22 protein-coding genes and 2 pseudogenes are annotated in these 24,398 nt (G+C 66.2%); 11 read left to right on the top strand and 13 right to left on the bottom strand.

Annotated elements, in window-relative coordinates; all coding sequences use genetic code 11:
• Window positions 1-47: 47 nt before the first annotated feature.
• Window positions 48-422, top strand: coding sequence for a hypothetical protein (locus E1295_RS24195; RefSeq protein WP_246080299.1), 375 nt, complete (start codon window positions 48-50; stop codon window positions 420-422).
• Here E1295_RS24195 and E1295_RS24190 read toward each other — a convergent pair.
• Complete coding sequence (locus tag E1295_RS24190) at window positions 407-1,099, bottom strand: GntR family transcriptional regulator (protein ID WP_220448857.1); 693 nt, start codon at window positions 1,097-1,099, stop codon at window positions 407-409. The genes E1295_RS24195 and E1295_RS24190 overlap by 16 nt on opposite strands.
• Before the next feature lie 291 nt (window positions 1,100-1,390).
• A complete protein-coding gene (locus tag E1295_RS24185; RefSeq protein ID WP_132632914.1) occupies window positions 1,391-1,672 on the bottom strand; it encodes a hypothetical protein in 282 nt (93 codons plus the stop codon).
• 350 nt (window positions 1,673-2,022) lie between these two features.
• Between E1295_RS24185 and E1295_RS24180 the strand changes: the two genes are divergently transcribed.
• The 3 genes from E1295_RS24180 to E1295_RS24170 all read left to right on the top strand — a co-directional run bounded on the left by E1295_RS24180 (window position 2,023) and on the right by E1295_RS24170 (window position 5,456).
• A complete protein-coding gene (locus E1295_RS24180) occupies window positions 2,023-3,408 on the top strand; it encodes a helix-turn-helix domain-containing protein (RefSeq protein WP_484214002.1) in 1,386 nt (461 codons plus the stop codon).
• Window positions 3,405-3,938 (top strand): flavoprotein, encoded by a 534-nt coding sequence (locus E1295_RS24175; RefSeq protein WP_132632912.1) that lies wholly within the window; start codon window positions 3,405-3,407, stop codon window positions 3,936-3,938. Before E1295_RS24180 ends, E1295_RS24175 begins: the two co-directional genes overlap by 4 nt.
• 228 nt (window positions 3,939-4,166) lie before the next feature.
• A complete protein-coding gene (locus E1295_RS24170; protein ID WP_132632910.1) occupies window positions 4,167-5,456 on the top strand; it encodes a hypothetical protein in 1,290 nt (429 codons plus the stop codon).
• 607 nt (window positions 5,457-6,063) lie between these two features.
• Here E1295_RS24170 and E1295_RS51095 read toward each other — a convergent pair.
• Window positions 6,064-6,255 (bottom strand): annotated as a pseudogene (locus E1295_RS51095) (site-specific integrase); the annotation flags it as partial.
• A gap of 1,237 nt (window positions 6,256-7,492) precedes the next feature.
• Here E1295_RS51095 and E1295_RS24160 point away from each other — a divergent pair.
• The gene (locus E1295_RS24160) at window positions 7,493-7,846 is read left to right on the top strand and encodes a helix-turn-helix domain-containing protein (protein ID WP_132595570.1); all 354 of its coding nucleotides are present in this window, start codon (window positions 7,493-7,495) and stop codon (window positions 7,844-7,846) included.
• 27 nt (window positions 7,847-7,873) lie between these two features.
• Here E1295_RS24160 and E1295_RS24155 read toward each other — a convergent pair whose 3' ends face one another.
• The 4 genes from E1295_RS24155 to E1295_RS24140 all read right to left on the bottom strand — a co-directional run bounded on the left by E1295_RS24155 (window position 7,874) and on the right by E1295_RS24140 (window position 11,920).
• Window positions 7,874-8,464, bottom strand: a complete 591-nt coding sequence (locus E1295_RS24155; RefSeq protein ID WP_132632908.1) for a ClpP family protease — start codon at window positions 8,462-8,464, stop codon at window positions 7,874-7,876.
• Window positions 8,461-9,087 carry a ClpP family protease gene (locus tag E1295_RS24150; protein ID WP_132632906.1) on the bottom strand — a complete coding sequence of 209 codons (627 nt, stop codon included), beginning with the start codon at window positions 9,085-9,087 and terminating at the stop codon, window positions 8,461-8,463. Before E1295_RS24150 ends, E1295_RS24155 begins: the two co-directional genes overlap by 4 nt.
• A 1,038-nt stretch (window positions 9,088-10,125) precedes the next feature.
• Entirely contained in the window at window positions 10,126-11,691 is a 1,566-nt protein-coding gene (locus E1295_RS24145) for a site-specific integrase (RefSeq protein WP_132632903.1), read from the bottom strand.
• Complete coding sequence (locus E1295_RS24140) at window positions 11,684-11,920, bottom strand: helix-turn-helix transcriptional regulator (protein ID WP_132632901.1); 237 nt, start codon at window positions 11,918-11,920, stop codon at window positions 11,684-11,686. Before E1295_RS24140 ends, E1295_RS24145 begins: the two co-directional genes overlap by 8 nt.
• A gap of 596 nt (window positions 11,921-12,516) precedes the next feature.
• On the opposite strand from E1295_RS24140, the gene E1295_RS24135 reads away from it, so the two are divergent.
• The gene (locus tag E1295_RS24135) at window positions 12,517-13,761 is read left to right on the top strand and encodes an IS256 family transposase (RefSeq protein WP_246080305.1); all 1,245 of its coding nucleotides are present in this window, start codon (window positions 12,517-12,519) and stop codon (window positions 13,759-13,761) included.
• 500 nt (window positions 13,762-14,261) lie between these two features.
• Window positions 14,262-14,762, top strand: coding sequence for a hypothetical protein (locus E1295_RS24130; protein ID WP_132632899.1), 501 nt, complete (start codon window positions 14,262-14,264; stop codon window positions 14,760-14,762).
• Here E1295_RS24130 and E1295_RS24125 read toward each other — a convergent pair.
• Both E1295_RS24125 and E1295_RS24120 read right to left on the bottom strand, forming a co-directional pair.
• Window positions 14,759-15,808, bottom strand: a complete 1,050-nt coding sequence (locus tag E1295_RS24125) for a beta family protein (protein ID WP_132632897.1) — start codon at window positions 15,806-15,808, stop codon at window positions 14,759-14,761. The genes E1295_RS24130 and E1295_RS24125 overlap by 4 nt on opposite strands.
• 477 nt (window positions 15,809-16,285) lie before the next feature.
• A complete protein-coding gene (locus E1295_RS24120; protein ID WP_132632895.1) occupies window positions 16,286-17,494 on the bottom strand; it encodes a plasmid pRiA4b ORF-3 family protein in 1,209 nt (402 codons plus the stop codon).
• A 617-nt stretch (window positions 17,495-18,111) separates the two neighbouring features.
• On the opposite strand from E1295_RS24120, the gene E1295_RS24115 reads away from it, so the two are divergent.
• The 4 genes from E1295_RS24115 (at window position 18,112) to E1295_RS24100 (ending at window position 19,933) form a co-directional block, all read left to right on the top strand.
• Window positions 18,112-18,486 (top strand): VOC family protein, encoded by a 375-nt coding sequence (locus E1295_RS24115; RefSeq protein ID WP_132632893.1) that lies wholly within the window; start codon window positions 18,112-18,114, stop codon window positions 18,484-18,486.
• Window positions 18,487-18,492: 6 nt separating this feature from the next.
• Complete coding sequence (locus E1295_RS24110) at window positions 18,493-18,834, top strand: ArsR/SmtB family transcription factor (protein ID WP_132632891.1); 342 nt, start codon at window positions 18,493-18,495, stop codon at window positions 18,832-18,834.
• Between the two features lie 103 nt (window positions 18,835-18,937).
• Window positions 18,938-19,291, top strand: a complete 354-nt coding sequence (locus E1295_RS24105) for an SRPBCC family protein (protein WP_220448856.1) — start codon at window positions 18,938-18,940, stop codon at window positions 19,289-19,291.
• Between the two features lie 48 nt (window positions 19,292-19,339).
• A complete protein-coding gene (locus E1295_RS24100; RefSeq protein ID WP_132632889.1) occupies window positions 19,340-19,933 on the top strand; it encodes a TIGR03086 family metal-binding protein in 594 nt (197 codons plus the stop codon).
• Between the two features lie 162 nt (window positions 19,934-20,095).
• On the opposite strand, the gene E1295_RS24095 is transcribed toward E1295_RS24100, so the two are convergent.
• The 4 genes and pseudogenes from E1295_RS24095 to E1295_RS24080 all read right to left on the bottom strand — a co-directional run bounded on the left by E1295_RS24095 (window position 20,096) and on the right by E1295_RS24080 (window position 24,344).
• Window positions 20,096-20,299, bottom strand: a complete 204-nt coding sequence (locus tag E1295_RS24095) for a hypothetical protein (RefSeq protein WP_166427382.1) — start codon at window positions 20,297-20,299, stop codon at window positions 20,096-20,098.
• A gap of 313 nt (window positions 20,300-20,612) precedes the next feature.
• Window positions 20,613-21,203, bottom strand: a pseudogene (locus E1295_RS24090) (IS1634 family transposase); the annotation flags it as partial.
• A 442-nt stretch (window positions 21,204-21,645) separates the two neighbouring features.
• Entirely contained in the window at window positions 21,646-22,251 is a 606-nt protein-coding gene (locus E1295_RS24085) for a TetR/AcrR family transcriptional regulator (protein WP_132632885.1), read from the bottom strand.
• Window positions 22,248-24,344 carry a molybdopterin-dependent oxidoreductase gene (locus E1295_RS24080; protein ID WP_132632883.1) on the bottom strand — a complete coding sequence of 699 codons (2,097 nt, stop codon included), beginning with the start codon at window positions 24,342-24,344 and terminating at the stop codon, window positions 22,248-22,250. Before E1295_RS24080 ends, E1295_RS24085 begins: the two co-directional genes overlap by 4 nt.
• Between the last annotated feature and the right edge of the window lie 54 nt (window positions 24,345-24,398).

Here is a 24,398-nt window from a genome sequence, read left to right as displayed (position 1 = left end):
CCGGTAGCGACAAGCCCCCGCAAGTACGGATGATCAGGTGCGTGTACGTGAGGTTCCAGAGCCCCGCCCCGAATGCGCGAGGCATCCACCCCGGCGTGTTCGGTCTCGTCAACGGCCTCGCCAAACACGGACGCCTGTCACCGGAGGAGGAACGCTTCAAGGAGGAGAACCACGCCTGGTTCCACGCGCACCTGATCAACCCGAGCGACGTCGACCCCCACGTCTACGACCGCACGCTGAACCCGAAAGCCGCAGCCTGGTTCAAGCCAACCGCGACACATCTGCTCGAACGGCTGCCCGGCTACCTGGCGATCCTCGCCGCCCACGGCGTCGCATGCGTGCGCGTCGACATGGCCGACCCTGGCACAGTGATCTACGACGACCCCCATCAAATCGTCGTGGTGCCCTACGCCACCGGGTAGGCGTCCTCCAGCTCATGCCGGTCGGCCGGAAGCAGCACCTCGACCACAGCCAGCGGACGCCCGGAAGCATCACGGACGGCGCCGAAGACCGCCAGCAACGGCACGTTCTTCGGCATGCCGAGCTGCTTGGCCTCCTGGGCGGTGGGCATGCGCGCGGTGATCTGCTCCACGATGTGATCGAAGCGCACTCCCTTGCGCATCGTCAGGTGTTCACGGATGCCCTGCGGCAACGGCTCGCCACTGGTCAGGTCGGTGCCCTCTGACAACTCCAGCGGCAGCCACAACGAGACCAGCTCACTCGGCTCGCCCTCGCGTAGCACCACCCGCCGGCGCAGGAACGCCTTGCTCTTGGGCGCCGTCTTCAGCAGCGTCGCCACCCGGTTGGGCACGCTCACGGCGCCGGCCTCGACCAGCTCGCCAGGGTTGTCGGTCTCTGGGCTGGTCAGGTACGCCTGTCCGGGACGGTTGGACTCCACCGACGCCATCGCGGGACGGCCGCGTACGAAGCGGCCCTTGCCTTGCTGCGACTCGATCCAGCCCTGCTCGCGCAGCACCCGCAGCGCCGCGACCACGGTAGGCCGGGACACGCCGAACTCCTGGATGAGCTGGTGCTCACTGGGGAGCAGGGAGCCGGGCGGGTAGGTTCCCGACTCGATACGCCGTTGAAGGGCCTGCACAAGCTGCGCATACTTCGGCGGCACGGACTCTAGCGACATGATGACCGTCCAACACCCGACAGGTTGTTTTACCAAGTTTGAGCGTAGCCTGGCTCAACGCACCGTGTCCACGCCACAGCACAAGCCCACACGAGATGATGGCCCGGCAGACAGCCGGCGGAAGGACCGGGGACGACCCCTCATCCGGGCGTGGACTCGACCGTCCGCCGGGCGATGAGGCGCGACGAGGAAGGGGGTAAGCCACCCGATCCCCTCGATCGGAGGCCGTCACTGCCCCGCCGCGCCCGACAGCTACTTGGCGACGTACTCCGCCAAGACGTTCGCAGCGCCTTTCACGTCATCGACCGGATGACGCTTCTCGGCGTTCTGCCACGAGTAGTGGGTCCCGCCGTAGCCGACGAACACCCATACCGGTAGCCCGTGCTCAGGACGGTGCACCATGAGCGCACTGTTGTTGTCGCGCAGTTCGGCCCGGACGCGCAGGCTCACGAGTTCGTCGCGCAGCCGGATGAGGGCGTTCGCCTCGTCCTGCTGGCCGAAGCCGTTCAAAGCCGCCTGCATGATCGAATTCATCTCCCGCTCCCTTCGCCCTGGCCGTCGCCGAGGCAGTCGAGACACTTCCGCTCCCCAATCCGTTCCGCCTCCTCCCCGTCAGTGCTGATCAGGAGAGCGCGGCGCGAGCTTGTGAGCTTGTAACCACGTCCCCGGCACGCAGGGCAGGGGCTTGCCTCGCAGTTCTCGTCTGGCCGGGTCACCGTCGCCATCTCCTCGCGAGTCGTTTCCGGTACTTCCTGCGGCGGAAGTCCGCTTCACTTACGTTGTTGATTGATGGCAAGTCCACCGGCAAAGCAGAATGAGGGGACCCGCCGATAGGCTCCCCTCTTAACCCCCTTTTCGATCTCCGCTCGGAAAGAAGGCCAGAAATGCCCGAAGCGACACCAAATGAGCGACTTCGGAACTGGCGCCAGAATGCCGGTTTGACCCGAGCCGAAATGGCCAAAATGGTCAACCTCAGCAAGAGCGGAATCAAGCACGCCCTGACCTGCGACGAGGAACGCCTACGCCGCTGGGAAGCAGGCGAGGTCACCTGGCCCCGCGAGCCCTACCGGCTGGCACTGACCGAGGTCACCCACCTCGACCCGGAAGACCTGGGCTTCACCCCCACCAGACGCGCACGTACGCTCACAAAGACCTCCACAACAGTGGATAGCGTCACAAAGGCACCGAGCGTGGTGGATCTCGTCGGACCAGGAGAGGACGAGAAGGACGTGCGACGCCGTGAATTCGTCGGCCTGACCGGAGCAGCCCTCTTCAGCGCCGTACTCACCCCACAGGCAACCACCCGAACCGCGGACCTCGACATCGAGAAGATCGCCGCCACACTCGTCGACTACTCCACCCCGCCGGACGGCCCCATCAACCTCGCATCCCTTGCCGACGCCGTCTCGGCCGCCAAACGCAACTACCAGGCCTGCCGGTACGCCCAGGTGACCGCCAAACTGCCCGCCCTCCTGCGCCAGCTCCGCGCCGCCTGCACCTCCCTGCACGGCGACGACCGGCTACGAGCCCACGCCCTGGCCGCCGAGGCCTACCACGTGACCGCCTCCATCCTGCTCAAACAGGAGGACAAGGGCCTCGCCTGGCTCGCCGCAGACCGCAGCGTCCAAGTCGCACACGCCAGCCAGAGCCCGCTCATGATCGGATCCAGCTCCCGCATCATCACCCACGCTCTCATGGACGGCGGCCACCACCTCGCCGCCACCGACACCGCACGCGGCGCAGCCCAACGCATGGACGCCGACCTGTCCGCACCCTCCCCGGACGACCTGTCCATCTACGGATCACTGCTGCTGCGCGGAGCCATCGCCGCCGCCAGCACCGGCAACCGCCACAACACCGCCGAACTCCTCGACGAAGCCGCCGAAGCAGGAACCAGACTCGGCCACGACGCCAACCACATGTGGACCGCGTTCGGCCCTAACAACGTCCTGTGCCACCGCGTCAACGTCGCCCTGCGCTTCGGCGACGCCGGCACCGCCATCGACTACGCCCGCCAGGTCGAACTGGACCAGCTCTCGATCAACGAACGCAAGGCCACCCTGCTCCTCGACACCTCCCGCGCCTTCCTCATGCGCAACCAGCACGACCGAGCCCTGCACATCCTGCGCGCCGCAGGCGAGATCGCCCCCGAAGAAGTCACCGGCCGCCCCACAGCCCTCCGGCTCGTACGTGACATCCTGGCAACCGCCCCGATCAGCGTCCGCCGCGAAGCCCGCGAGTACGCGGCAACCCTGGGAGTCAACGCGTGAGCCAACCCGGCAAGGTCCTCTACATCATCGTGTGCGCCGCAGGACCCGCCCCCGACGTCGGCCGCCTCGTCACCCTCGCCCAAGACGCCGGCTGGACCGTCCAGATCATCGCCACCCCGCCCGCACTCGCCTTCATCGACGTTGCCGAACTGGAGAAGCAGACGGGCCGCCCCGTCCGCAGCCAGTACCGCAAACCCCACGAACCCAAATCACCCCGAGCTGACGCCATCATCGTCGCCCCCGCCACCTACAACACCATCAACAAGTTCGCCCAAGGCACCGCCGACACCTACGCACTCGGCCTCCTGTCCGAAGCCCCCGGACTCGGCATCCCCGTCGTCATCCTGCCCTTCGTCAACACCGCCCTGGCCTCACGCACCCCGTTCCAACGCAGCGTCGACCAACTCCGCGCCGAAGGCGTACACGTACTGATCGGCCCCGGCCAGTTCGAACCACACCCACCAAGCTCCGGCGCCGAACGCATCGACACCTACCCCTGGGCACTGACACTCGAAAACTTGCCGAATTGATCTCTTAGGTATCAAGCGGCGGCGCTGCGCGCCGCCAGCGCGGCCCTGCGCTCGGCCGCACGCTGCGCGTGCGGCCTGGGGGCCGTTCTCGCGCGCGTCCGTGCTCGGGCCGCGCATGCGGAGATCGTCCTTAAGATCACAATCTAGATAAAATGTCTGCCACTTGTGGTGCACGCTGGTATAAGGGGGAAATGTCGAAGTGTCTGTCAACGATTGGCTAGGTATTTCGTGAGCGAGATTACGCGCGACGACGCTATTGAGGCATTGAGATTCGTTATAGACATCGACGCCCTCACGGAGAGTCAGATCATCCTTGCCAATCCCATATTTATCAGCCGCGATGAATCTATCTCGCGGCTAGAATTAGCTGAGGTTGATGCCGCAGTGGCGGCGCTGAATGACGCGAGACAGGAGAGCAACTCGCGACTGCAGTGGGAGAGCGGATTTGAGTGTCTCCTTGTCAGGAATAGCGACCGCCCCTCACCGGTGCGAAATCTGGGAGAGGTGTCATCTCAAGACGAGAATGGGATAATTTACTCAATTGGTGGACCATCGCTAGCCTTTATGATCAATCTACTTCATGTTCTCAGAATAGAAAATAAGAGGCCCTCGATACGGTTGATGAATGTGCGACGACGACTGCGGGATCGCGCATATTATGCCCCTGGAAGGGCTAGGGAAGAACTCGAAGTGCCCGTGACCTTCGAATCCGTATTGGCAGACATGGGCATCGTCACTACTTTGAGGATTAGGGCTGCTAAGTCGCGCAGCGATTTCAAAGAAATTGGAGAAGCATTTCTTTTTGAAGTGGCATACAACTATGACGATTCTTACCTGATTGCCTCAGATCTAGATCCGATCCTAGGGCTCCGCACCATGCGACGTCGCGGACGGTCTCCAGAGGCTATGGATGCACCACGAATGATCTACAGTTCGGACTTGGTTCACCATTATCAGCTCGCGCTCTCCGCAGATAGTCCGATGCTGAAATTCATCTCGTACTACCACATCCTGGAGCATTTTTTCGAGAAAGTATTCAATGATGACCGCGTGGACCAGGTGCGGCGAAAGATAGCAGACCCCTCTTTTTCTCTAAGAAGGTCTAAGGATGTCCAGGGAGTAATCAACGTTATCTTAGCCTCTCAGAAACAAGTGCGCGATGAGGGCGGAGTCGACGAGCAGCGATCGTGTTTTCTCGTGCTTGACCGCTACGTGCAAATTCAGCGGTTAGTAGCCGACCTTAACGCCTTTGACCAGAATCTAATTGCCTACTACAAGCTAAATTCGCCTTCATTTTCAGATAATACTCCGGTGGACTTGTCCGATAAACAGCATGAGAAAGTTAAGAAGGCTCTCGCGAAGCGCATATATCAGACCAGGAACGCGCTAGTTCACGCGAAAGATGGGGCGAAGCCCAAATATTTCCCGTTCGTCAACGACTCTGAGTTGACTCAGGAGATACCTTTGCTCCGATTCTGTGCTGAGCAAGTGGTCATTGCGCATGGAAAGATCATCTAGTGCTGCCGCGCCTGCTGCATGTTTCGGACCACGCTATGAAAGCGCCGAACAGATACCAGCCTCACGATCGCCTGGCTGTGGCTGGCCATCGTGGGGGCGTCGGGGGCGATCGACGGTCCGGGGCTTCGTTCCTCAGCCCCGGCCCACTGGGTATCCAGGTGCAGGTCGGACGAGAACTATCTGGACCGTGCGCACCGGCCGGATGATCCGGAACATACGCGGAACACCCCCTGTCTCTAGGGGGAAACGGCAACGTCAGTCGCAGGTCAGCATGCCGCCCGGCGTAGAAACAGCGATCCACTTCTAATCCGACGGTCGCAGGTTCGAATCCTGCAGGGCGCGCCATTCCACCAGCGGAAACTCCAGCCGCGCCCGCGCGCTGGCGGCATGGGGCAAATATGAGGCAAACCTGAGTCAGCCGCCGAGCGGCCGCCCCAGCGCGGACGCGGCTTTCAGCACCAGCCGGGCCGTTTCCCGGGCCGCCTGGTGGGCCACCTCCGGCAGCACCGAGACGTAGGTGTCGGCGGTCAGCACGATGCTGGCATGCCCCCAGCATTGCCTGCACCACCTTCAGGTCGGTGTGCGCGGCCAGGGCCAGCGTGGCGGCGCCATGCCGCAGGTCGTGCAGCCGGATCGGCGGTTGCCCGGAGGTCGCCACCAGCCGGCGGAATCGGCCGGTGAGGTAGTCTGGCCGCAGCGGCGCACCCGTCGCGGTGGTGAACACGTATCCCGAGTTCTGCCAGCGGGTGCCCGCCGTCGCACTCAGCTTCTCTTGCCGCTCGCGGTGTCGGGTCAGCACCCGTACGGTTTGCGCGTCCAAGGCGACCACTCGGCAGCTGGTGGCGCTCTTCGGCGGGCCGCCCTGGAAAGCGTGGGCGGTTCCGACTCTCACACGATCGCCGTTCACCCAGCGCCCGTTTCAGGAGGTTCTGGTGATCCCTAAAGGGCACGCCTACGGTGATGTCGGAACGGCTGCTCAGAATCGATTTCGCCGACGTTCTCGCTCGCTCCGCCTCCGTCTCGTTGATCCAAGATCCGGTCGGGCCACGCCGCGCCTGGTCTGGCACATCGATCCAGGTGATGGCAGGCCGATCCAGCCTCTTTTGCTTGTGCACGTCGACCAACACCGTCAACTGGCCGCCGTAGAAGAGCCGATGCGCTTCGCCGCGGCGGGCGTGGACCAGGACTCGGTGTCGACGCTGTCGGGGCGGCGCTGCCGGACGGCCGAATGGTGCTGACCTCGTGGACGCGGCACCGCGCCAAGTGGGACTCCTGGGGAAGCCTCCGGCTGCTGATCTGTGACCAGGAGGGGTGCACTCCGCCAAGGGGGACAGTCCTCTCATCCCGCGGCATGACTTCGCCCGCGGCCTGCCCCAGGGTCTATCCGTCCGCCCCGGCGACGGGCTGGTCGTCGCCATCGCCGACCAGGTGGAGATCGATCGAGGGGACAGGCAGTACGACGACGTGATCTCCTTGGTCTCCTGCGCGGACCCCGGCTGTTCACGCCCGGTGACCCGGGAGGTGGCGCGGGTCCCCTCGGGAGGTTACCGTTCCGAGCCGCAGGGCAGCCTGTCCGTCGCGGTCGGCGCCGACGACCGTCCCCGGGACAGCCCGCGCCACGCCGTGGCGGTGGTGGTGCGCCCGGACGGCCGGCCGGTGCTGGCGTACCAGGACATATTCGGCGATGGCGAGCAGCAAAGCGCCCGTCCCGGCGATGCGTGCTGCCGCAGCATCTCAAAGATCAACGACTGTTCTGGACTGTGGGAGCCGAACAGTGGGTCACAGGGTTTGATCTGGGTTTGCTGCGTTCGGCGGCTCAGCTCCGGCAGGACTCGACCGGATCCTCATCATGAAGGAACACCACCTCCGCAAGCGGTGCTCACGTGGCTGGTCTTCGGCTTCACCGAGTGGTCGCCGCCGCGGCGACCACTCGGTGAGCGCGCGAATGGCCTGAGGCTGGGCAAGGGTAAGCGGAGACGGTTCTGCTCTGCGCGAAGCCGGCAGAACTCGAACGCGCCATCGACCTATGGTGAGGTATGGCCTCATCCCTGCCGTCGCGTCCAGCGATCAATCGGACCGCCCCCGAGCCGTCTCCGGCTCGCGAGCCGCTGTGGCGGCAGGTGCTCGGCGAGCGCTTGAGAGGGCTTCGCCATGAGCGGGGCGAGAAGTTGAGCGAGACGGCAAGCCGCGCCGGAGTCTCGCCGCAATATCTCTCCGAGATCGAACGAGGCGTCAAGGAGCCGTCGAGCGAAATGATCGCCGCGGTCGCTGGGGCGCTGGATGTGACCCTGGTCGATCTGACCCTTGCCGTTGCCGAGAGTTTGCGGCCTGCTCAGCAGGGCGCGTCGAGAGGTGCCACCTGCTCGGCGGCGTATGCTCTGGCCGCGTAGCGCGGCTTGCCGGGCTTGTCCACGGGCCTATGAACGCTCCTCGATGATCTGATCGAGGAGCCCGTACTCCAAGGCCGCGGTAGCGGTGAACACGCGATCGTGATCGGTGTCGGCGCGCAGGGTCTCGACCGTCTGGCCGGTGTGCCGTGAAAGTATGCGCTCGATGTCCGTCCGGACACGTACGACCTCGTCGGCCTGCAAGATGAGATCGGGGATCGCTCCGCGCCCCTGGGCTGCCGGCTGGTGCAGAATGATCCGTGCGTGTGGGAGAGCGGCACGTTTGCCTTCGGCGCCCGCGGCGAGAAGTACGGCCCCCACTGCGACGGCCTGTCCCACACAGGTCGTCGAAACCCGCGGGCGGATATGGCGCATGGTGTCGTAGATCGCAAGCATCGCGCTCGGGTCTCCGCCTTCGCAGTTGATATAGAACTGGATCTCCGCCTCGGGGTTGTCTGATTCCAGAAAAATCAGCTGCGCGATGAGAGCATTCGCGACGCCCGCGTCGATTGCGGTGCCCAGGTAGACGATCCGCTCGGTGAGCAGGTGCGAGTAGACATCCATGATCCGCTCGCCACGAGGGTTCGAGGCGATGACGTTCGGGATCGTATATGTGGTCACTGGCCGACTCCTTGGGTGACGCCGAATCCGAGCCGTGGGCGGTTTTGTGGCGCGATTTCGTCGAAGTTCTGCACGATGGCGTCGATGAAGCCGTAGTCCAGTGCTTCCTGTGCCGTGTACCAACGATCGTGCAGAGAATCCTCGAATATGCGCTCGACAGGCTGACCTGTGTCCTCGGCAATCAGACCGAGCACCGTGTCGCGCGTATGCCGAAGGTCGCCGGCCTGCAGTTCGATGTCGACCGCGGTGCCACCGATTCCCGCCGAACCTTGGTGCATCAGGACTCGTGAGTGCGGTAGAGCGCGGCGCTTCCCAGGGGCCCCCGACGACAGCAAGAACTGCCCGGCACTGTAAGCGATGCCCAGGACGAGGGTCGATACGTCACAGGGAATGAGGCGCATGATGTCGCGGATCGCAAGCATCGACGGGACCGAGCCACCTGGGGAATGAATCCACAAGGCGATATCGGACGACGCATCCTGCGTGGCGAGTGCCATCAGCTGGGTGGTCAGCAGTGTCCCATTGTCGTCGTCGAGAGGGCCGTCGAGAACGAGAACACGCTGCTCATAGAGTTCGCGTCTCATTCGTGGGTTGAACATCGGAAGTTTCGATTCTTCGCTCATGCGTCCATCTTGTGAGGTGATCCGGACCGACGTCGACACGATCTGCCTGGGGCAGATCTGCTCTGAGCAGCGAGAGCTCCTGAGCAGGGACAGCGCGATTACCGGCCGGTTCGGGGAGCGCGGTCCGGCTGCCGGGCCTGGGTTCGATATTCGTATGGGTATGCATGGCCAGGACGGTTTCGTTCGGTTCTGCTTGTCGAGCCAAACTTGTGGATCGTCTGGGCACTGCTGTCCAGGTCACGAGCCGGATCGTGACCGTGCAGCCCGCCTCCAGCAGGTCCGGCCTCGAGTACGTGGCGATTACCAGAAACGTGAGTGTGGCCGTCCCAGCGAGCTGAGACCTTGCGACCACGGCAACGCGACGGCTCGCTATGGCAGAGGCGACTGGAATGCGACGGGCTCCGGCGAGGCGCTTGCCGACGTGCCGCCAGAGGAAGGTGAGCAAGTTGTTCGCGTGTGCCTCAGCTGAGCATTCGACATTCGTTGGTTGGCCACGCCTCGACGGTACTGGTACGTCCGGGCGCTGCGGCTGTCAGGAGGAACGAAAGGTCCAGTAGTTGGGCTTGAGGCTCCGTGTGCAGAATGTGGCCCTGGCTCAGCGTGCTCTGCGGCGGGGCGTTCATCGCGGGGCGCCACCTGCATGATCAATCAGGGTGATCGCCGTGCTCGATGCGTGCTCGTACGCCCAGTCACGCGTCGTCAGGGGCTGGCACCGCTTGACACGCAATGTGCGCGGAGGCGGAACGAACTACCGTCAAATGACACTGCGCGACACTTTGGGATCTTGCTTCTAATCCGACGGTCGCAGGTTCGAATCCTGCAGGGCGCGCTTTGATTATGTTCTGACCTGCGGCGATGCGGGATCGGATGTATTCTAGAATTTTCGTCTAGCGTTTGCGTGCTCCGTGCGTGCTCGCTTGCACCAACCCCGCACACACCATGATCCATCCGCTACCTTCGGCTGCTGCGGCAAGAGCAGCGGCCCCGCCTCGCCCCGAGCAGGCGGCGAACGCGGGGCCGGATGCTTAATCCGACTGTTCAGCTCCTCAGCGAGATGAGTTTGCCCGGTTCGGTCTGGTCTTCCTCACCGAAGAGCAGGGCGGCGGTCTTCTCGGCCGCGGCCATGGCCACCTGCGGGTAGACGGAGGTGTAGGTGTCGGCGGTGAAGGCGCTGGAGGTGTGGCCCAGGGTCTCTTGCACGACTTTCATCTCTACCCCGGCCGCCAGCATCAGCGAGGCTGCCCCGTGGCGGAGGTCGTGAAGGCGGATGGGCGGCAGGCCGGCGAGGTAGGCGAGGCAGAGGAACTGGTCGGAGATGTGCTGGGGATGGAGCCGGGTGCCGTCGGGCTGGGTGAAGACGAACCCGGTGTCCGTCCACGCCTCACCCATGGCCAGCCGTTCCTGCAGTTGCTGCTGCCGATGGGCACGCAGCAGTTGTGCGGTGTCGCTGTCCAAGGCGATGGTCCGCACCGAGGCGTCGGTCTTCGGGGTGCCCTCATGAACTGCCCAAGCCAGCTGCACGAGCTGCCAGTTCACGGTCAAGACGTGGCCGTCGAGATTGACCTCCTTCCAGCGCAGCCCACATGCCTCGCCGCGCCGCAGCCCGCGTAGCGCGATCAGCTGGTAGAGGGCGAACAGGCGGTGAGCTTTGGCTTCCCTGAGAAACCGTCGGGTGTGCGCGGGCGTCCAGACCATCACCGGAGAGGGGCGGGGCACGCTGGTGTAGGCGTCGATGGGATCGACTCGCCGCCCGCCCCGGCGCTGTTTCTCTGTCTCCGGGTAGGTGCGAAAATCCTCCTGCCAGGCGCGGACTCGGTCGTCGGTCCACACCATCGGCTTGGGCCGGGTGTAGGCGGCCATCTCCAGCACGGCGGCGGGGTTGAAGTCGATCAGCCGGTCTTGGCGCATGGCCATGTTGAGCGCGTGCCGCAGGGTGGCGCGGATGCGGTGCATGGTGGCGATGCTGATCGGTCGCCGGTACTTCACCGTGGCCCGCACCTGTGGGTCGGGGTCGGCGCGGCGTTCGGCGATGGTGTCGTTGAACTCCTCGATCTGCTCGAACATCAACGCGATGTCGCTGACCTTGAGCTGATCCAACCGCAGCCGCCCCAGATACGGGGTGAGGTAGAGGCGGATGTGGCCCTCGTAGGAGCGGCGGGTGGTCTCCTCGATCTTCCGCTTGCGGTTGAGGAACTCGGCCAGCCACTGCTCGACGGTGATTTCCTGGGTCAGATGCTGCCCGGTCTTGACCTTGCGGCGGACCGTCTCCACGTCCGGGAGCGTGTCGGTCTCGGCCAGCGTCCGCTTGATCAGGTCGGCGATCTGGATGCGGGTGGCAGGCTCGCGCGGGTCGGCCAGTGCGAGCAGGTCACGCACCTGCCCGAGTTCGGCCTTGGCGGCGTCCTGGGTGGCGAAGCCGCCGCGGCGCAGCGGCCCGCGCCGCTTGCCGTCGGTGCCTGGCGGGAGTTCGATCTGGTAGTTCCAGATGCCGTGCCGGTAGCTCCATCCGCCGTCAGCGCGGCGCAGCTTGGGGCATTTCTGCCCGAGTGCCTTGCCGTCGCTGTCGCGGCAGGAGCAGCGTTTGAACGTGCTGCCTTCAGCCATCGGTTGTCCTGTCCTCCTCGATGAGGGTGTGATCGCCGAGCAGCGCGAGCAGGGCGGCGGTGGGCACCAGGTATCTCTTGCCGATGCGGATGATCCGGCAGGGGAACTGGCCGTCCCTGGCGAGTTGGTAGGCCGTGGTGCGTCCCAATCCGAGCGCCCGTCCTGCGGTGACCACGTCGACCACAGCCGGCAGTTGCTGGATCTCGGCCAACGTCAGCGCGCGCCTCATCGCCGACCTCCAGGCCGGGAAGGAAGCGCGACTGCCGCCAGCCCGCCCGGCACGGCCACAGCGGTGCAGGAAATCGGGTAAGCATGATGCGCGTCACCACCGACCGTCCCGAGCGTCGTGCCAGGCACGACGTATCGACACCCACCTCGGCACCAGCACTCAAGCCCCACTTGACCGCCGCTACGGGAGCCACGCATCGCTCGACGCTGTGAAGCACCGTGACGCTGCTGGGCAGTCCTTCGGGGGCGCCGACGTGGATTGGGAGGTTGTGCGTTCGGGGAGGGTTGCGCACGGCGGACGAGCAAGAGCGAGCCTGCTCTGCTGCCGGCCACTGGTGCGAGGTGCTCAGCCGATCCTTGGTCGCGTTGAGGCAGTCCGGACAAGCCGTTCGGCGCCGTATGCCAGGGCCCCTTCCCGCTGAGGCTGTCGACCCTGATGGGCGTGGTGGAGTTAGCGTCCACGGGAGTGGTGTACGGGTTTGAACCTACTCGTCACCTTGATGCCCGTGAGGGAAGATCGATGTGACATGAGGGCGGCCACTCCGCGATCCTTCACAGCTGTCGAAGGCATAAGAAGGAGAACGAGAAGTGGCCGCTATGGACATTCTGCCTGCCGAGGGTGAGTGGTTCGACGAGACCCTGGCCCAGGCCTCACCCGACATGCTGCGGGAGATGGTCGTGCGGATGGCGCAGATGATGATGGATGCCGAGGTCGAGCAGCGCTGCGGCGCCGGCTACGGCGAGGTGTCGGACCAGCGCGTCAACTCGCGTAACGGCTACCGGCGCAGGGAGTGGGACACCCGCGCGGGCACGGTCGAGCTGGCCATCCCCAAGCTGCGGCAGGGGTCGTACTACCCGGACTGGCTGCTGGAGCGGCAGCGGCGCGCCGAGCGGGCGCTGGCCTCGGTGGTGGCGACCTCGTATCTGCTGGGCGTCTCGACCCGGCGGGTGGAACGGCTGGCCGAGCAGCTCGGGGTGACCAAGCTGTCGAAGTCACAGGTCAGCGTGATGGCCCGGGAGCTGGATCAGATGGTGAGCGAGTTCCGTAACCGGCCGTTGGACGCCGGGCCGTACACGTTCGTCTGGATCGACGCCCTGACGCAGAAGGTGCGTGAGGGCGGGCGAACGGTCAACGTGCACGCCCTGGTCGCGACCGGCGTTAACGCCGACGGCCACCGCGAGATCCTGGGCATCGATGTCGTCTCATCCGAGGACGGAGCGGGCTGGTTGGCGTTCCTGCGGGGCCTGGTCGCCCGCGGCCTGTCCGGCGTCGCCTTGGTGATCTCCGACTGCCATGCCGGGCTGCGCGATGCGATCGGCTCCACGTTGCCCGGCGCCTCATGGCAGAGGTGTCGCGCGCACTACGCGCGAAATCTTTCCACGGCTGTTCCGAAGGCGGCTCAGCCGTGGGTGGCCACCATGCTGCGCACGATCTTCGAGCAGCCCGACGCCGCCTCGGTGCGGGCACAGCACCGCCAGGTGGTCCAAGCGCTGGAGGACAAGTATCCCAAGGCCGCCGAGCACCTGGACGAGGCACGCGAGGACATCCTGGCCTTCGCCGCCTATCCCAAGGCCGTGTGGCGGCAGATCTGGTCCAACAACCCCCAGGAGCGGCTGAACAAGGAGATCCGCCGCCGCACCGACGTGGTGGGCATCTTCCCCAACCGCGATGCCATCATCCGACTGGTTGGTGCGGTGCTGGCCGAGCAGCACGACGAGTGGACCGAAGGTCGGCGCTACCTCGGCTTGGAGATCCTCGCCGACTGCCGCAAGGCTGCCGAGAGAAAGGTAAAAGAAGACGCTGGCGATGTGAATGTGACTACTGATGCTATTGCTGCTTAAATAGGATTTAGATCGCAGAGTGGTCGAAACTCATACACCACGATCTGGGACGCGGCCGTGGTGGATGGCGGACGTCGAAGGGTGCTGTGGTTGGGTCCTGTCATGGTGATGTGGCCCGATCATCCGAGCCACCTGGTCCCTGTCGCCTTCTACTCGATCAGGGGATGACCTCAGGGCAAGTGTCTAGGGTGCGGGGAACTCAGGTTGAGCCGGGTCAGCTCTCCGTACCGGTTGGCTGCCTGCTGGGAGGCTTTAGGGCGTTCTGGCGCTGGTTCGCCTCCGGCAGCGTGAACGCGTACGCCCTCAGCTCATTAGGGGGCGCCACATCGTACGAGGTGGGCCCACCACACGCTGACCCTCACCCCTGGTCGTCCCGAGCCATCAGGTGGAACCCTGACCTCCGCTCTAGCGACAAGACTGGCGATCACGTGCCGTCTCCGCCACCATGGGAGCCGCCCTCAACGCGCCCTCTTCCCAGTCCGAGCAGAAGGAAGATCGCGATGCAGCCACCGATTCCCATTCCTGATCAGATCGGCACTGTCGACCTGGCGTCCTGGGCCGTCGTTCCCGGCCCATCAAACGTGGACAAGGACGAACACGGTGCCTGGGCCGTCACGGCCGGCGACGAGGAGCAGTACGCTTTGTACTTCGAAGTCGCTGACGCCGCCCACCCCCGGCAGGTCGCCGAGTTCATAGTCGAGGCGGTGAGAGCACACGCCACCCGGTTGCGGCTCAGTGCCGCCTTCGACGACATCCTGCGCGAACGGGAGCGCCTGCGCACCCACCCAGCCGGTGCGGACCTGTACGAGCTCGACCGCAGCCGGGTCGTGGCGATGATGGCGCAACTCGGCGAGCTCGCCGCCGAAGCCTACGAACCCGCGTCCGCGTCCGAGCAGGACGCGCAGACGCAGCGCATCTATGACGAGGTCACGCATCTAGCGGCACTGGCCGTGAGCTGGCTTGAGGCCATCCACGCCCGCTACGGTGCCGACGGCGCTTAGCGCGCTCGGCAAGTCTCCTCGCGCAGCATGCCGACGACGGCAGCCAGGTGGTGAGACAGGGAGTACGCCTTCCACTCGGTGCTCCCGCCAGGGCCGCCGTTCTCAGAGGCCGCCCTCGCGATCTGCTCGTCACCCCAGGAGAAGCCCGTACCATAGGTCGGCCAATCTGAGGAGCCGACCAGCCTCTTGCAGAGCTCGAAGAAGCCCTTGTTGCCGCGACTTCTTCCCTTCGGCCAGTAGTACAGAGACCATTGCCGTCCGACCGTGTAACGCAGGTTCGGGGGCGGCCACTTGTCGTCTGCCGGGGGAGGGCCCGGATGGTCGACTCCGTAATCCCCGTAGCTGACGTCGTTCCACAGCCGGCTGATCCGGCACCGGAGGTCTGCCTCCCGCCGTGGGATGCGCCTGACCTCCGGTACGGCAGGCTTCACCAGATCCTCGGTGGAGGGAAACGACCCTCCGACGACCGTCACCGATTGCCAGGCGATGTCGAGGAGGTGGCGCAGAGGGCCCCCAACGCCTGTGCAAGTTTCGGAGGCAGAGGTGAAGTAACCGCAGTCGAGCAGCAGGTCCGTTCGCTCCGCCCTTTCCCCCACGGCTTCCAGCTGATCCAGGAGTACGCGCGAATCAGACAGGTTGAAGGCGAAAGGGCGCCGTACGCGGAGACACACGCCAGCGTGCAGTTTCTCCGTGGCGCGTCGCACTTCCTCCAGGTTCTCCGGCGCCTCATCCGTATGGATGACGGGACGGAAAGAGCCGACGCCGAGGTCTGCGACAAGGAGCCTGAGGGCCTCATATGCTCCTGAGGGCCCGAACCGGTCGGCAAGGGGCCTGGTATCCAGTGCGAAGTCGATGCTCTTGTCCAGCAGGCGGTTCCGGTGGATCTCCGACAGTACTCGCTGGACCGCGACCTTCGGCGACTCATCTTCAGCGCGCGCCACGATCTCGATAAGAGGCCGGACGTTGTCCGATATCCGGTCACTCATATGCCTGAGCGCCAGCAGATTGGGCCGGCGACTGTTGATGATGACCACGTACACCGTCATGGTTGGTTCTCCGTGCGGTTGGTGAACCTCATGGCGGGTGAAGCGGCCATCCCTCGCCTGTGGGCAGGCCGCCACGGCCCGGTGCCACCGACGGTGAACTCTGCTTGTCAGCACGTCAATATCCGGAGAGCCAGATCCTCACATCGAAGAGTTGACGACAGGTGTACATGGGGCAGACCCAGTTACGAGCTGTATTAGAGCAAATAATGCCTATGTGTTGGTTGGCGGCAAGAGGAAAAGAAGTTGCGACTCTTGCCGAGGTCTGCGGCAATTGGCGCATTGTCTACCGTCGCGTCGAAGAGCGCGCTGGATCTCGTTGGGGACTCGCAACGCCAGTGACTTGTCACCGCCGAGCCGTCATGATCGGAAGCAGGTCACCCATTTACCGCTTGTGTCCTCCCGACGCCAGAGGCCATGGCGTCGTCGGCCTTGAACGCCGCGGCGCCCCCCATGGCTGCCGGCAGAAGGGGAGAGGGATCACCCGGCCGACGTCAACGCCCTTCGGATGGCTTCAAGCGCGAACCGGGCGGGGTCGAATTCCTGCGCGCTGTCCAGACCGGCCCATTGGACATATTCATCGTGCTCGTCGTGTCCGGAATCGGCCAGCGCCCGTCGGAAGTGTTCGTAGCCTCCGATGCCGCCGACGTCCTCTGGCGGGCAGGCGCCCGCCCCGTCCACCAGCACCGGGTAACGGACTCCTTCCTCCGCGGTGAGGATCTCCTCCAGCACGATGTCATGTCGCCAGCTGTCGCCCAGGTCGTACTCATACTCCATGGCCGCGCCGGCCTGTGTGAGCACCTCCTGCAACCGGGTCTTCTTCTCGTCCCGGACGTCCAGCTCCCATTCGGGTGACGCCTGGCCGTACAGGACGCCGCCCACCGTGAACAGGTGGAGGTGGCTGTTCTCCCAGCCCATCGCCGTGACCAGGATGTGGTGCAGCCTGGCGAGGGTGATCCCGGGTGAGACGAGCAGGCGCCGCCAGATCACCGGGTCCGCGCTCTCCTGGAGCGTCACCCGGATCTGGTAGATCGGCTCTCCTGGTGCGGCCTCGCCCAGGCTGCGCCGTACGGTGGTCACCGCGGCCGGGGTCAGGGTCGCCGTCTCTTCCGTGAGCTCCACCACGCCCAGCCGCGCCAGGACGGTCAGCAGCCGATCGATGTCCTGATCGGCCATTCGCCGTTGCGCTTGCGGGTCGCGCATCTCGTAGTGCGGCGATGCGATCTGCCAGGCCAGCTCCCGCAGATCCGCGACGGGCACTGGTCCGCCGTACAACCTACGCTGCAGCGCCGGCCAGATGAGCGCGAACTCCTCGCCGACCAGGGACGAGTACCAGTAGTTCTTGGGGAAGAACGCCTGGCTCATCTTCCCCAACGCCGTGAACGACGCCTCCCACAACCGCTTCGGGTCGTTCAGCAGTGGCGCCGCCTTCTTCACCGGCAGCAGCCGTCCCTTGATCACCCTAACCAGCCCGGTCGCTTTGGCCCATTCCACGATCAGGTTCATTCCGGGCAGTTCGGTGCTGCTCTTCGTCCGGAACACCCGGTCGCCGATCTTCGGGTCGATCTCGTCGCCGGTCTTCAGCAGCGCCACCAGCGTCCGCGCGTCCGACAGCGTCAGTTTCCCGGTCTGGGTCAGCTTCCGGCCTTCGCCCACCCACTCGGTGAACGCTCGCAACTCCTCTTGCATAGCGTTCAGAGTATGGCGCGGCGTTCGGTCTCAGCCGCCCGCGCCGCGCGAACGAGCCCTTCCTGGCTCATGGACACCCGTAGGATCGGGTGCCGTGGCGAAGAAGCGTAAAGCGAAGGCAAGTCCCACGCGGGGGGTCAGCGGTCATCCTGCCCGGCGCGCGCTGCAACTCGCCGCCCGCCTAGAATTTTCGTCTAGCGGCTGCGTGCTCCGTACGTCCTCGCGCGCGCCAACATCGCCCACACCATGATCGACATTGGTGCCCGCTGCGCAAGGGTTCGATGGCCCCGGTGAATACGAGCGGTGTCTCCTGCGGCTGGCTCACGCCACGATCTTGTCGAAAAGGGGGATGAAGGCGGGTGATGATCGAGAGGGACCGAGGCGCACTGCCTTGGCAGAGGGCTCCAGGCCCGGTATCGACTCAGGCATTCGCTCGGTCCCGGTCGACCCCCACCCGCCAGACCTCGCCCCCATCGCGCACGGCCTGCGATCAGGAGTCACGCTCCAGTTCGAATCGAGGCATCAGGGGCGAGCACCCGAGTCGGCGACCTCGGGATCGTACGGAGGATCAATGATCGATGTGACAGGTAGGAAATCTCCTATATATAGTGCAGGGCATGCACATCACGCACGCCAAGGTCGTTACCGTGCCCGTCTCCGATCAGGACCGCGCGAAGGACTTCTACCTCTCCACCCTCGGCTTCCAGGTGGTCGTCGACCAGCAGATGGGCCCGGTCCGCTGGCTCCAGGTCGCCCCGTCCGGAGCGCAGACCAGCTTCACGCTCGCCACCGCCGAGCAGGGGTTCACCCCCGGCAGTTCGACCGGCATCATCCTGGAGACAGCTGACCTGGATGCCGACTGCGCCGCGCTGGTCAAGGCAGGCGCCGCGGTCGAAGGCCCCACCGACCAGCCCTGGGGCCGCCTGGCCACCCTCGCTGACCCGGACGGCAACCGCTTCGTGCTCGCCGCCAAACCGCCGGCGGGAGCCTGAACGGCCGTGCCCGCCGCCGAGGTTCGCGAGGATCAGGTCTTCGCCGCACTGGCCAGCCCGGTACGGCGCATGGTGCTGCGCCTGCTGGGTGAGGGCGGTCCGCAGCCCGTGACCGATCTCGCCCGCCACTTCGACATGGCACGCCCGAGCTTCTCGGAGCACCTTCGGGTGCTGCGGGAGGCCGGGCTGGTCAGCGAGAGCAGGTCAGGCCGGCAGCGGCTGTACCGGCTGGAAGGGGCCGCGTTGTACGAGGTGCAGGAGTGGCTGACACCGTTCGAGCGGTTCTGGCGCGACAGGTTGCGCAGCCTGTCCGACGTGCTCGACACTCTGGACGACGATGAGCCGTGACCGATGACGACCTGACCGCCGTACGCGTCGATCATTTCCTGGCCCACCCGCCAGCCAAGGTGTGGCGGGCGCTCACCGAGCCAGACCGATCGCGCAATGGTTGATGCCCGGCGACTTCCGCCTACAGATCGGTCACCGTTACACCATGTGTGCCCGGCCCATGCCGGGGACCGGTTTCTCCGGCACCGTCGAAGCCGAAGTACTCGCTTTTGAGCCGATGCGCATGCTTCGCGTCGGCTGGCGCGACGCCAACCCCGGCAGCGCCGGCCTTGTGAACTGGACCATCACCTGGACCCTGCAACCCGAGGGTCGCGGCACCCGCCTGTTCCTCCTGCACGAAGGCTTTGACCCGGACAACCCCCTGCAACAGCGCGCCCGCAACATCATGGGCGGCGGCTGGCGCACCCACACCATACGGCGCCTGAACGAGGCCCTGACCCGCCTTTCGGAGCGCTGACCTTCCTGATTTCCCTGTGACCCTTCCTTCACGACAGGAACCATTCACATGTCCGATACTGCCGACCGCTACGCCCTTCTCGCCGACGCCTTCCTGGCCTGCATCCGCGCCACCCCCGAGGAACGGTGGGATGCCAAGAGCCCATGTCGAGGGTGGACGGCCCGGGACGTGGTCGCCCATGTCATCAACGGACACCGCGGCATCCTCGCCGCCGTCCGTAATACCCCGCCCACTCCCGCACACGGCGTGCTCATCTCCCCCATGGGCGACGCCCCTGCTGTGGAGCCAGGCGCAGACCTGGTCGCCGCCTTCACCGCCTGCCGCGACGACATGCTCGCCACGCTCCGCGACCCCGCCCTTGCCGCCCGGACCCTGCCCTTCGGCCCACTCGGCCCGGTCCCGGTGGAACAGGCCGCCGACATGATCGGCGCGCTGGAACTGCTCGGCCACACCTGGGACCTGGCCCGTGCCACCGGGGGTGATGAGACCCTCGACACCGACGCCGTGACCCGCACCCACCAAGCGCTCATCCCCCACTACCAGGCGCTGCTGGCCACCGGCGCCTTCGACGCCAGTATTCCGGCACCCGCGGGAGCTGACGCACAGACCGCATTTTTGTGTTTCACCGGCCGTCAGCCCTGAAGCCGACGAGCACTTCGAGCTCCTGAGTGTCACCGACTGCTGTCACGGCGCGGGATCCCCCTGCGCCACACCACGACGGTCATTTCCGCCCTGGCTCGTCTGCGCGGATGAGGCCGGTGCAGGCGTCGCGGACGGCGGCGGGCAGGTCGTCGGGCTGGTTGGTCATGACGCCTCAGTTTGGGTCATGTGCTGGTCGAGCCGCTCGAGCAGTCGCCGGTGGCGGGCGGCTTCTTCTCCCCAGTCGCGGCCTTCGGCGTCGGCCAGGAGCGTGGCGGTGTCGGCGCGTTGCGCGGAGAGTTCGGGTGCCGCGAAGAAGACGGCGATGCCGGTCGCTTCGGTCAGCAGCTGGCGGCCGGCGAGTTCCATCCCGCGGTCCCATGAGTGCTGAGTAAGCGTGCATCCATCCGTGTGAACGCCTGCTGGCCTCAGCCGCGCCACTCTCTATCGGCGCCGCGACCTGCGCCAGCTCATTGAGCAACACCGCGACCCCGACGGACAGACGCTCACCCTCACCGGACTGGCTACTCAGATCGACCAGCTTCGACAAGCACTGGAAGCCGTCGCGGCCGACGTCCGCCGACACGAAGAACACCTACGCAGGCTCAGAAGAACAGAACGCGCCCGCTGACGCCTCGTACTACGCAACCAGCGCGAACTCTGAAGATCGATTAGCCGGATAATCGAAGAAGAGCAGGTCGACCTCAAGATTGAGCAGGTTGGCGACCTCGTCGAACGCCTGCTTCTCCAGATCGCCGGTCACGTCGTGCAGCCAGTCCATCGCTCGGTAGCACGTGTCGTCATCAGTGCCGGGCAGGCCGTCGATGTGGACGTCATGGATGATCCAGTCCGCGGCGGCCAGCTTCGAGGACGGTGCCAGCGCCCGGTTCGCGACCAGCCCGAACAGCACCCGCTCGGTGGTGGTCATGTTCAGGCGGCGGCCACGCTTGGGCTGGCCGACCCGGGCCATGATCTGGTCGATCTTCAGCCGATGCCACAGCTGATCGAGGACGTAGGTGCCGCCGAACGGCACTGAACAGGTGAACTCCAGGTCGGCGGCGGCCGTGGCGGCCAGGGCCTCGCCCGGTTCCAGCAGCCGCGACAGAGACGCGACCAGCCGCCGGACCGCCTCGCGATCGAGCTCGTCCTCGCGGCCGAAGGTGAACAGCACCTTCGGGACCGCACGGCCCTTGATCGGATCCCACTCGTTGTGGGCCAGATGCAGGTACCGGACGGTCCCGGACTTGTTCTCCCGCTTCGTCGTCGCGTACACAGCTCTGGACCATAGACACACAGCCCAGCTCGGTACAGCCGAATCATCAAAAACGCGTCTCTAGGCGATTTCCGCTGGCTAGTCCCGGCCCCAGCCGCCGACCAGCACGTTCAAGCCGTACCGGCCTCTAGGAACCCCGAATCACGCGGAACGAGGGCTTGTGCGCCCGCAACTTTGCCAATGATGTCGGAGCCTCTGTCCTTCTCGGCGTGGACGTTGATTCCGTTGGGCCACCACACCAGGTAGTTGCAGGTCTCCTGCGGTTCAGCCTTCGTGGGGTCGGCTTGACCGCCCAGGCTTTGCGAGATGGCCGGGGGCCGAATCGGCCGAGGCTGGGCGTCTCGAACCGGCGGGTGGAGACGCCTGTCAACGGGCCGACGCGCGCAGGTGGAGGTCCATGGCCGGCGGTCTCCTCCCGGCGTCCGGACGTCCTGCGGTGGCCTCATTCGCGGCCGGGCTCCTGTTCGTGGGTGGCCGGTGGGATGCCGCGGACGATCGTCTCGGCGGCGTAGCGTAGCCACGTGCCGCCCTCCGTGCCGCCCTTCGTGGCGGGGGAGGGGCGGGCGAGGGCGGCGAACAGCACGCCGTCGAGCTGTGCCACCAGCATGCGTGCCGCGTTCCCGGGGTCCGGCACCCCTGCCGCGCGCAGGCCGTCGGTGGCCATGTGGAGGAAGCGTTCGGCGGCGGCGTCGAGTTCGGTGCGGAGCAGGGCGCCGGCGGTGGCGTCGAGGTAGAGCTCCATTCTGGCGCGGGTGCGGGTCCTGGCCGGGCCGAGCCAGTGTTCGAGCAGGCCGGTCAGAGTGGCGGCGACCTGTTCTCTGCTGCTCCACGCGCTGGGCGGCAACCGGGTGAGCGAGGCTTCGTCGAGTTCCAGCATGCGCCTGAGCACCGCGTCGAGCAGCGCGTGCCGGGTGCGGAAACAGCTGCTGGTGCTTCCTGGCGGCAGTGCGGCCCGGGCGTCGGCGGCACGATGGGTCAGGGCGCGCATGCCGTGTTCGGCGATGACGTCGATGGCGGCGTCGGCCGCTCGTTGCGCGCGGGTTCTCATCGGTGCCGCTCCACGGTGACCGGCACCCCGTTGAGCACCGCCGTGCCGCTGACCTGGTCGAGATGGGCCGGGTCGGTGAGGGCGTTGACGTTGGCGCCGGGCACCTGGCGGGCGACCGGCAGCCGTACGCCGGGCAGGTCGTGACCGTAGCCGTGCGGCAGGCTGACCGTGCCGGGCATGAGGTCGTGGCCGGTGCCGATCTGGACGGTCAGTTCGCCCGTGGGTGAGGTCACGGTGACGAGGTCGCCGTCGGCCAGTTCGCGTGCGGCCATGTCCGCGGGGTGCATCAGCAGGTGGTGGCGTGGCTTGCCCTTCACCAGCCGGGCGGAGTTGTGCATCCAGGAGTTGTTGCTCCGCAGGTGCCGGCGGCCGATCAGCAGCAGGCCGCCTGGCGGCTCCAAGAGTTCGGCGGCGGCCGCTCGTACGGCCGCGATCAGGGGCGGGGGAGCGGCCGGCACGCGTTTGCGCGGCGTCTGCAGCCGTCGGGGCAGGCTGGGCCGCAGCGGGCCCAGGTCCAGCCCGTGCGGGTGGCGGCGCAGCCTGGCCAGGGACAGACGGTAGGGGCCGGTACGCAGGCCCAGGTCCACGATGTGCTCCGGCCGCATCCGCAGCATGAGAGCGGCCCGCCACGGCCGGGACCGGATCAGCCGCTCGTACCTGCGGCCCAGCTCGCGGAAGATCTCCCATTCGTGGCGGGCGCCGGGCTGTCGCGGGAAGACGGCCGGCACGTACCGGGCGGTGTCGCGGACGGCGAGCAGGTGGAAGATCAGGTCGTAGTGGTCGCGTTCGAGGGGTTCGGTCGGCGGCAGGATCACGTCGGCGTGCCGCGTGGTCTCGTTGACGTAGAAGTCGACGCTGGCCATGAAGTCCAGCCCGGCCAGGGCCTCGTCCAGCGCGGGCCCGCCGGGTGTGGACAGCACCGGGTTGCCCGCCACCGTGAGCAGGCCGCGTACCTGGCCGGGCCCCGGCGTGCGGATCTCCTCGGTGAGCACCGCGACGGGCAGTTCGCCACCGAACTCGGGCAGGGCGCGCACCCGGCTGCGCCACCGGCCCTGACGGCCCGGGTCGATCTGCCTGGTCCTGATCGGATCGACGGCCGGCCGGGTGAACAACGTGCCGCCCGGCCGGTCGAGGTTGCCCGTGACGATGTTCAGCAACTGCACGCCCCACTGGCACAGCGTGCCGAACCGCTGCGTGGACACCCCCATCCGGCCGTAACAGGCGGCGGACCGGGCGGTGGCGAACCCTCTGGCCACCCGGCGGACGGTGCCGGGCTCGACCCCGCAGACGGCCTCCACCCGTTCGGGGGTGAAGGGCGTGAGGACATCGCGGACCTCGTCGAGGCCGTCGACGTATGTGGCCGGCCTCGCCAGGCCCTCCTCCAGGATGACCCGTACCATGCCAAGGATCAGCGCCGCGTCGGTGCCTGGCCGGACGAAGTGGTGCTCGCCGCCGAGCCTGGCCGTCTCGGTCCTGCGCGGGTCGAACAGCACCATCGTGCCCCCGCGCGCCAGCAGCGCCCGGATCCTGCGCCCTATGCCCGGCGCCGACATCAGGCTGCCGTTGGACACGGCCGGGTTCGCGCCGAAGACGAGAAAATAGTCGGTGCGGTCGAGGTCGGGGATCGGCAGCAGCCACTGGTTGCCGTAGAGCAGCCGCGCCACCAGCTGATGCGGAAGCTGGTCCACCGAGCTTGCCGAGAACCGGTTGCGCGTGCCGAGCAGGCTCGCGAACGCCGGCGCGTGCGTCATCGCGCCCAGGCTGTGCGTGACGGGGTTGCCCAGGTAGAGCGCGACCGAGTCCGCGCCGTGCCGCCGCCGGAGCCGCGCGAGCCCGTCCGCGACCAGGTCGAACGCCTCCTCCCACGAGATCTCCCGCCAGCCGTCCGCGGTCCGCCGCACGGGGGCGCGCAACCGGTCGGGGTCCTCCCGCAGGTCGGCCAGGGCGAGCGCCTTGGGGCAGAGGTGCCCGGCCGACAGGACGTCGTCCTCATCGCCCCGGATGTCGACGACCCGGTCGCCGGAGGTGGTGATACGCAGGCCGCACATCGCCTCGCACAACGTGCACCTGCCGAGCCTGGTGATCTCCTCCATGCTACAGTTGTAGCAGCATTCCGCTACAGGTGTAGCATCCGCCCTCGGTGAGTG

It is taken from the genome of Nonomuraea mesophila, assembly GCF_004352805.1.
Classification (GTDB): domain Bacteria; phylum Actinomycetota; class Actinomycetes; order Streptosporangiales; family Streptosporangiaceae; genus Nonomuraea; species Nonomuraea longispora.
This window is presented reverse-complemented; position numbering and strand designations above follow the sequence as displayed.

Excerpts from the sequence above, each read along its gene's own strand:
- E1295_RS24150 (WP_132632906.1), bottom strand. The coding sequence starts at position 9,087 with ATGAGCGAAGAATCGAAACTTCCGATGTTCAACCCACGAATGAGACGC.
- E1295_RS24135 (WP_246080305.1), top strand. The coding sequence starts at position 12,517 with ATGGACATTCTGCCTGCCGAGGGTGAGTGGTTCGACGAGACCCTGGCC.
- E1295_RS24120 (WP_132632895.1), bottom strand. The coding sequence starts at position 17,494 with ATGCAAGAGGAGTTGCGAGCGTTCACCGAGTGGGTGGGCGAAGGCCGG.
- E1295_RS24100 (WP_132632889.1), top strand. The coding sequence starts at position 19,340 with ATGTCCGATACTGCCGACCGCTACGCCCTTCTCGCCGACGCCTTCCTG.
- E1295_RS24185 (WP_132632914.1), bottom strand. The coding sequence starts at position 1,672 with ATGAATTCGATCATGCAGGCGGCTTTGAACGGCTTCGGCCAGCAGGAC.
- E1295_RS24145 (WP_132632903.1), bottom strand. The coding sequence starts at position 11,691 with ATGGCTGAAGGCAGCACGTTCAAACGCTGCTCCTGCCGCGACAGCGAC.
- E1295_RS24130 (WP_132632899.1), top strand. The coding sequence starts at position 14,262 with ATGCAGCCACCGATTCCCATTCCTGATCAGATCGGCACTGTCGACCTG.
- E1295_RS24180 (WP_484214002.1), top strand. The coding sequence starts at position 2,023 with ATGCCCGAAGCGACACCAAATGAGCGACTTCGGAACTGGCGCCAGAAT.
- E1295_RS24095 (WP_166427382.1), bottom strand. The coding sequence starts at position 20,299 with ATGGAACTCGCCGGCCGCCAGCTGCTGACCGAAGCGACCGGCATCGCC.
- E1295_RS24160 (WP_132595570.1), top strand. The coding sequence starts at position 7,493 with ATGGCCTCATCCCTGCCGTCGCGTCCAGCGATCAATCGGACCGCCCCC.
- E1295_RS24115 (WP_132632893.1), top strand. The coding sequence starts at position 18,112 with ATGCACATCACGCACGCCAAGGTCGTTACCGTGCCCGTCTCCGATCAG.
- E1295_RS24125 (WP_132632897.1), bottom strand. The coding sequence starts at position 15,808 with ATGACGGTGTACGTGGTCATCATCAACAGTCGCCGGCCCAATCTGCTG.
- E1295_RS24140 (WP_132632901.1), bottom strand. The coding sequence starts at position 11,920 with ATGAGGCGCGCGCTGACGTTGGCCGAGATCCAGCAACTGCCGGCTGTG.
- E1295_RS24080 (WP_132632883.1), bottom strand. The coding sequence starts at position 24,344 with ATGGAGGAGATCACCAGGCTCGGCAGGTGCACGTTGTGCGAGGCGATG.
- E1295_RS24085 (WP_132632885.1), bottom strand. The coding sequence starts at position 22,251 with ATGAGAACCCGCGCGCAACGAGCGGCCGACGCCGCCATCGACGTCATC.
- E1295_RS24105 (WP_220448856.1), top strand. The coding sequence starts at position 18,938 with ATGCCCGGCGACTTCCGCCTACAGATCGGTCACCGTTACACCATGTGT.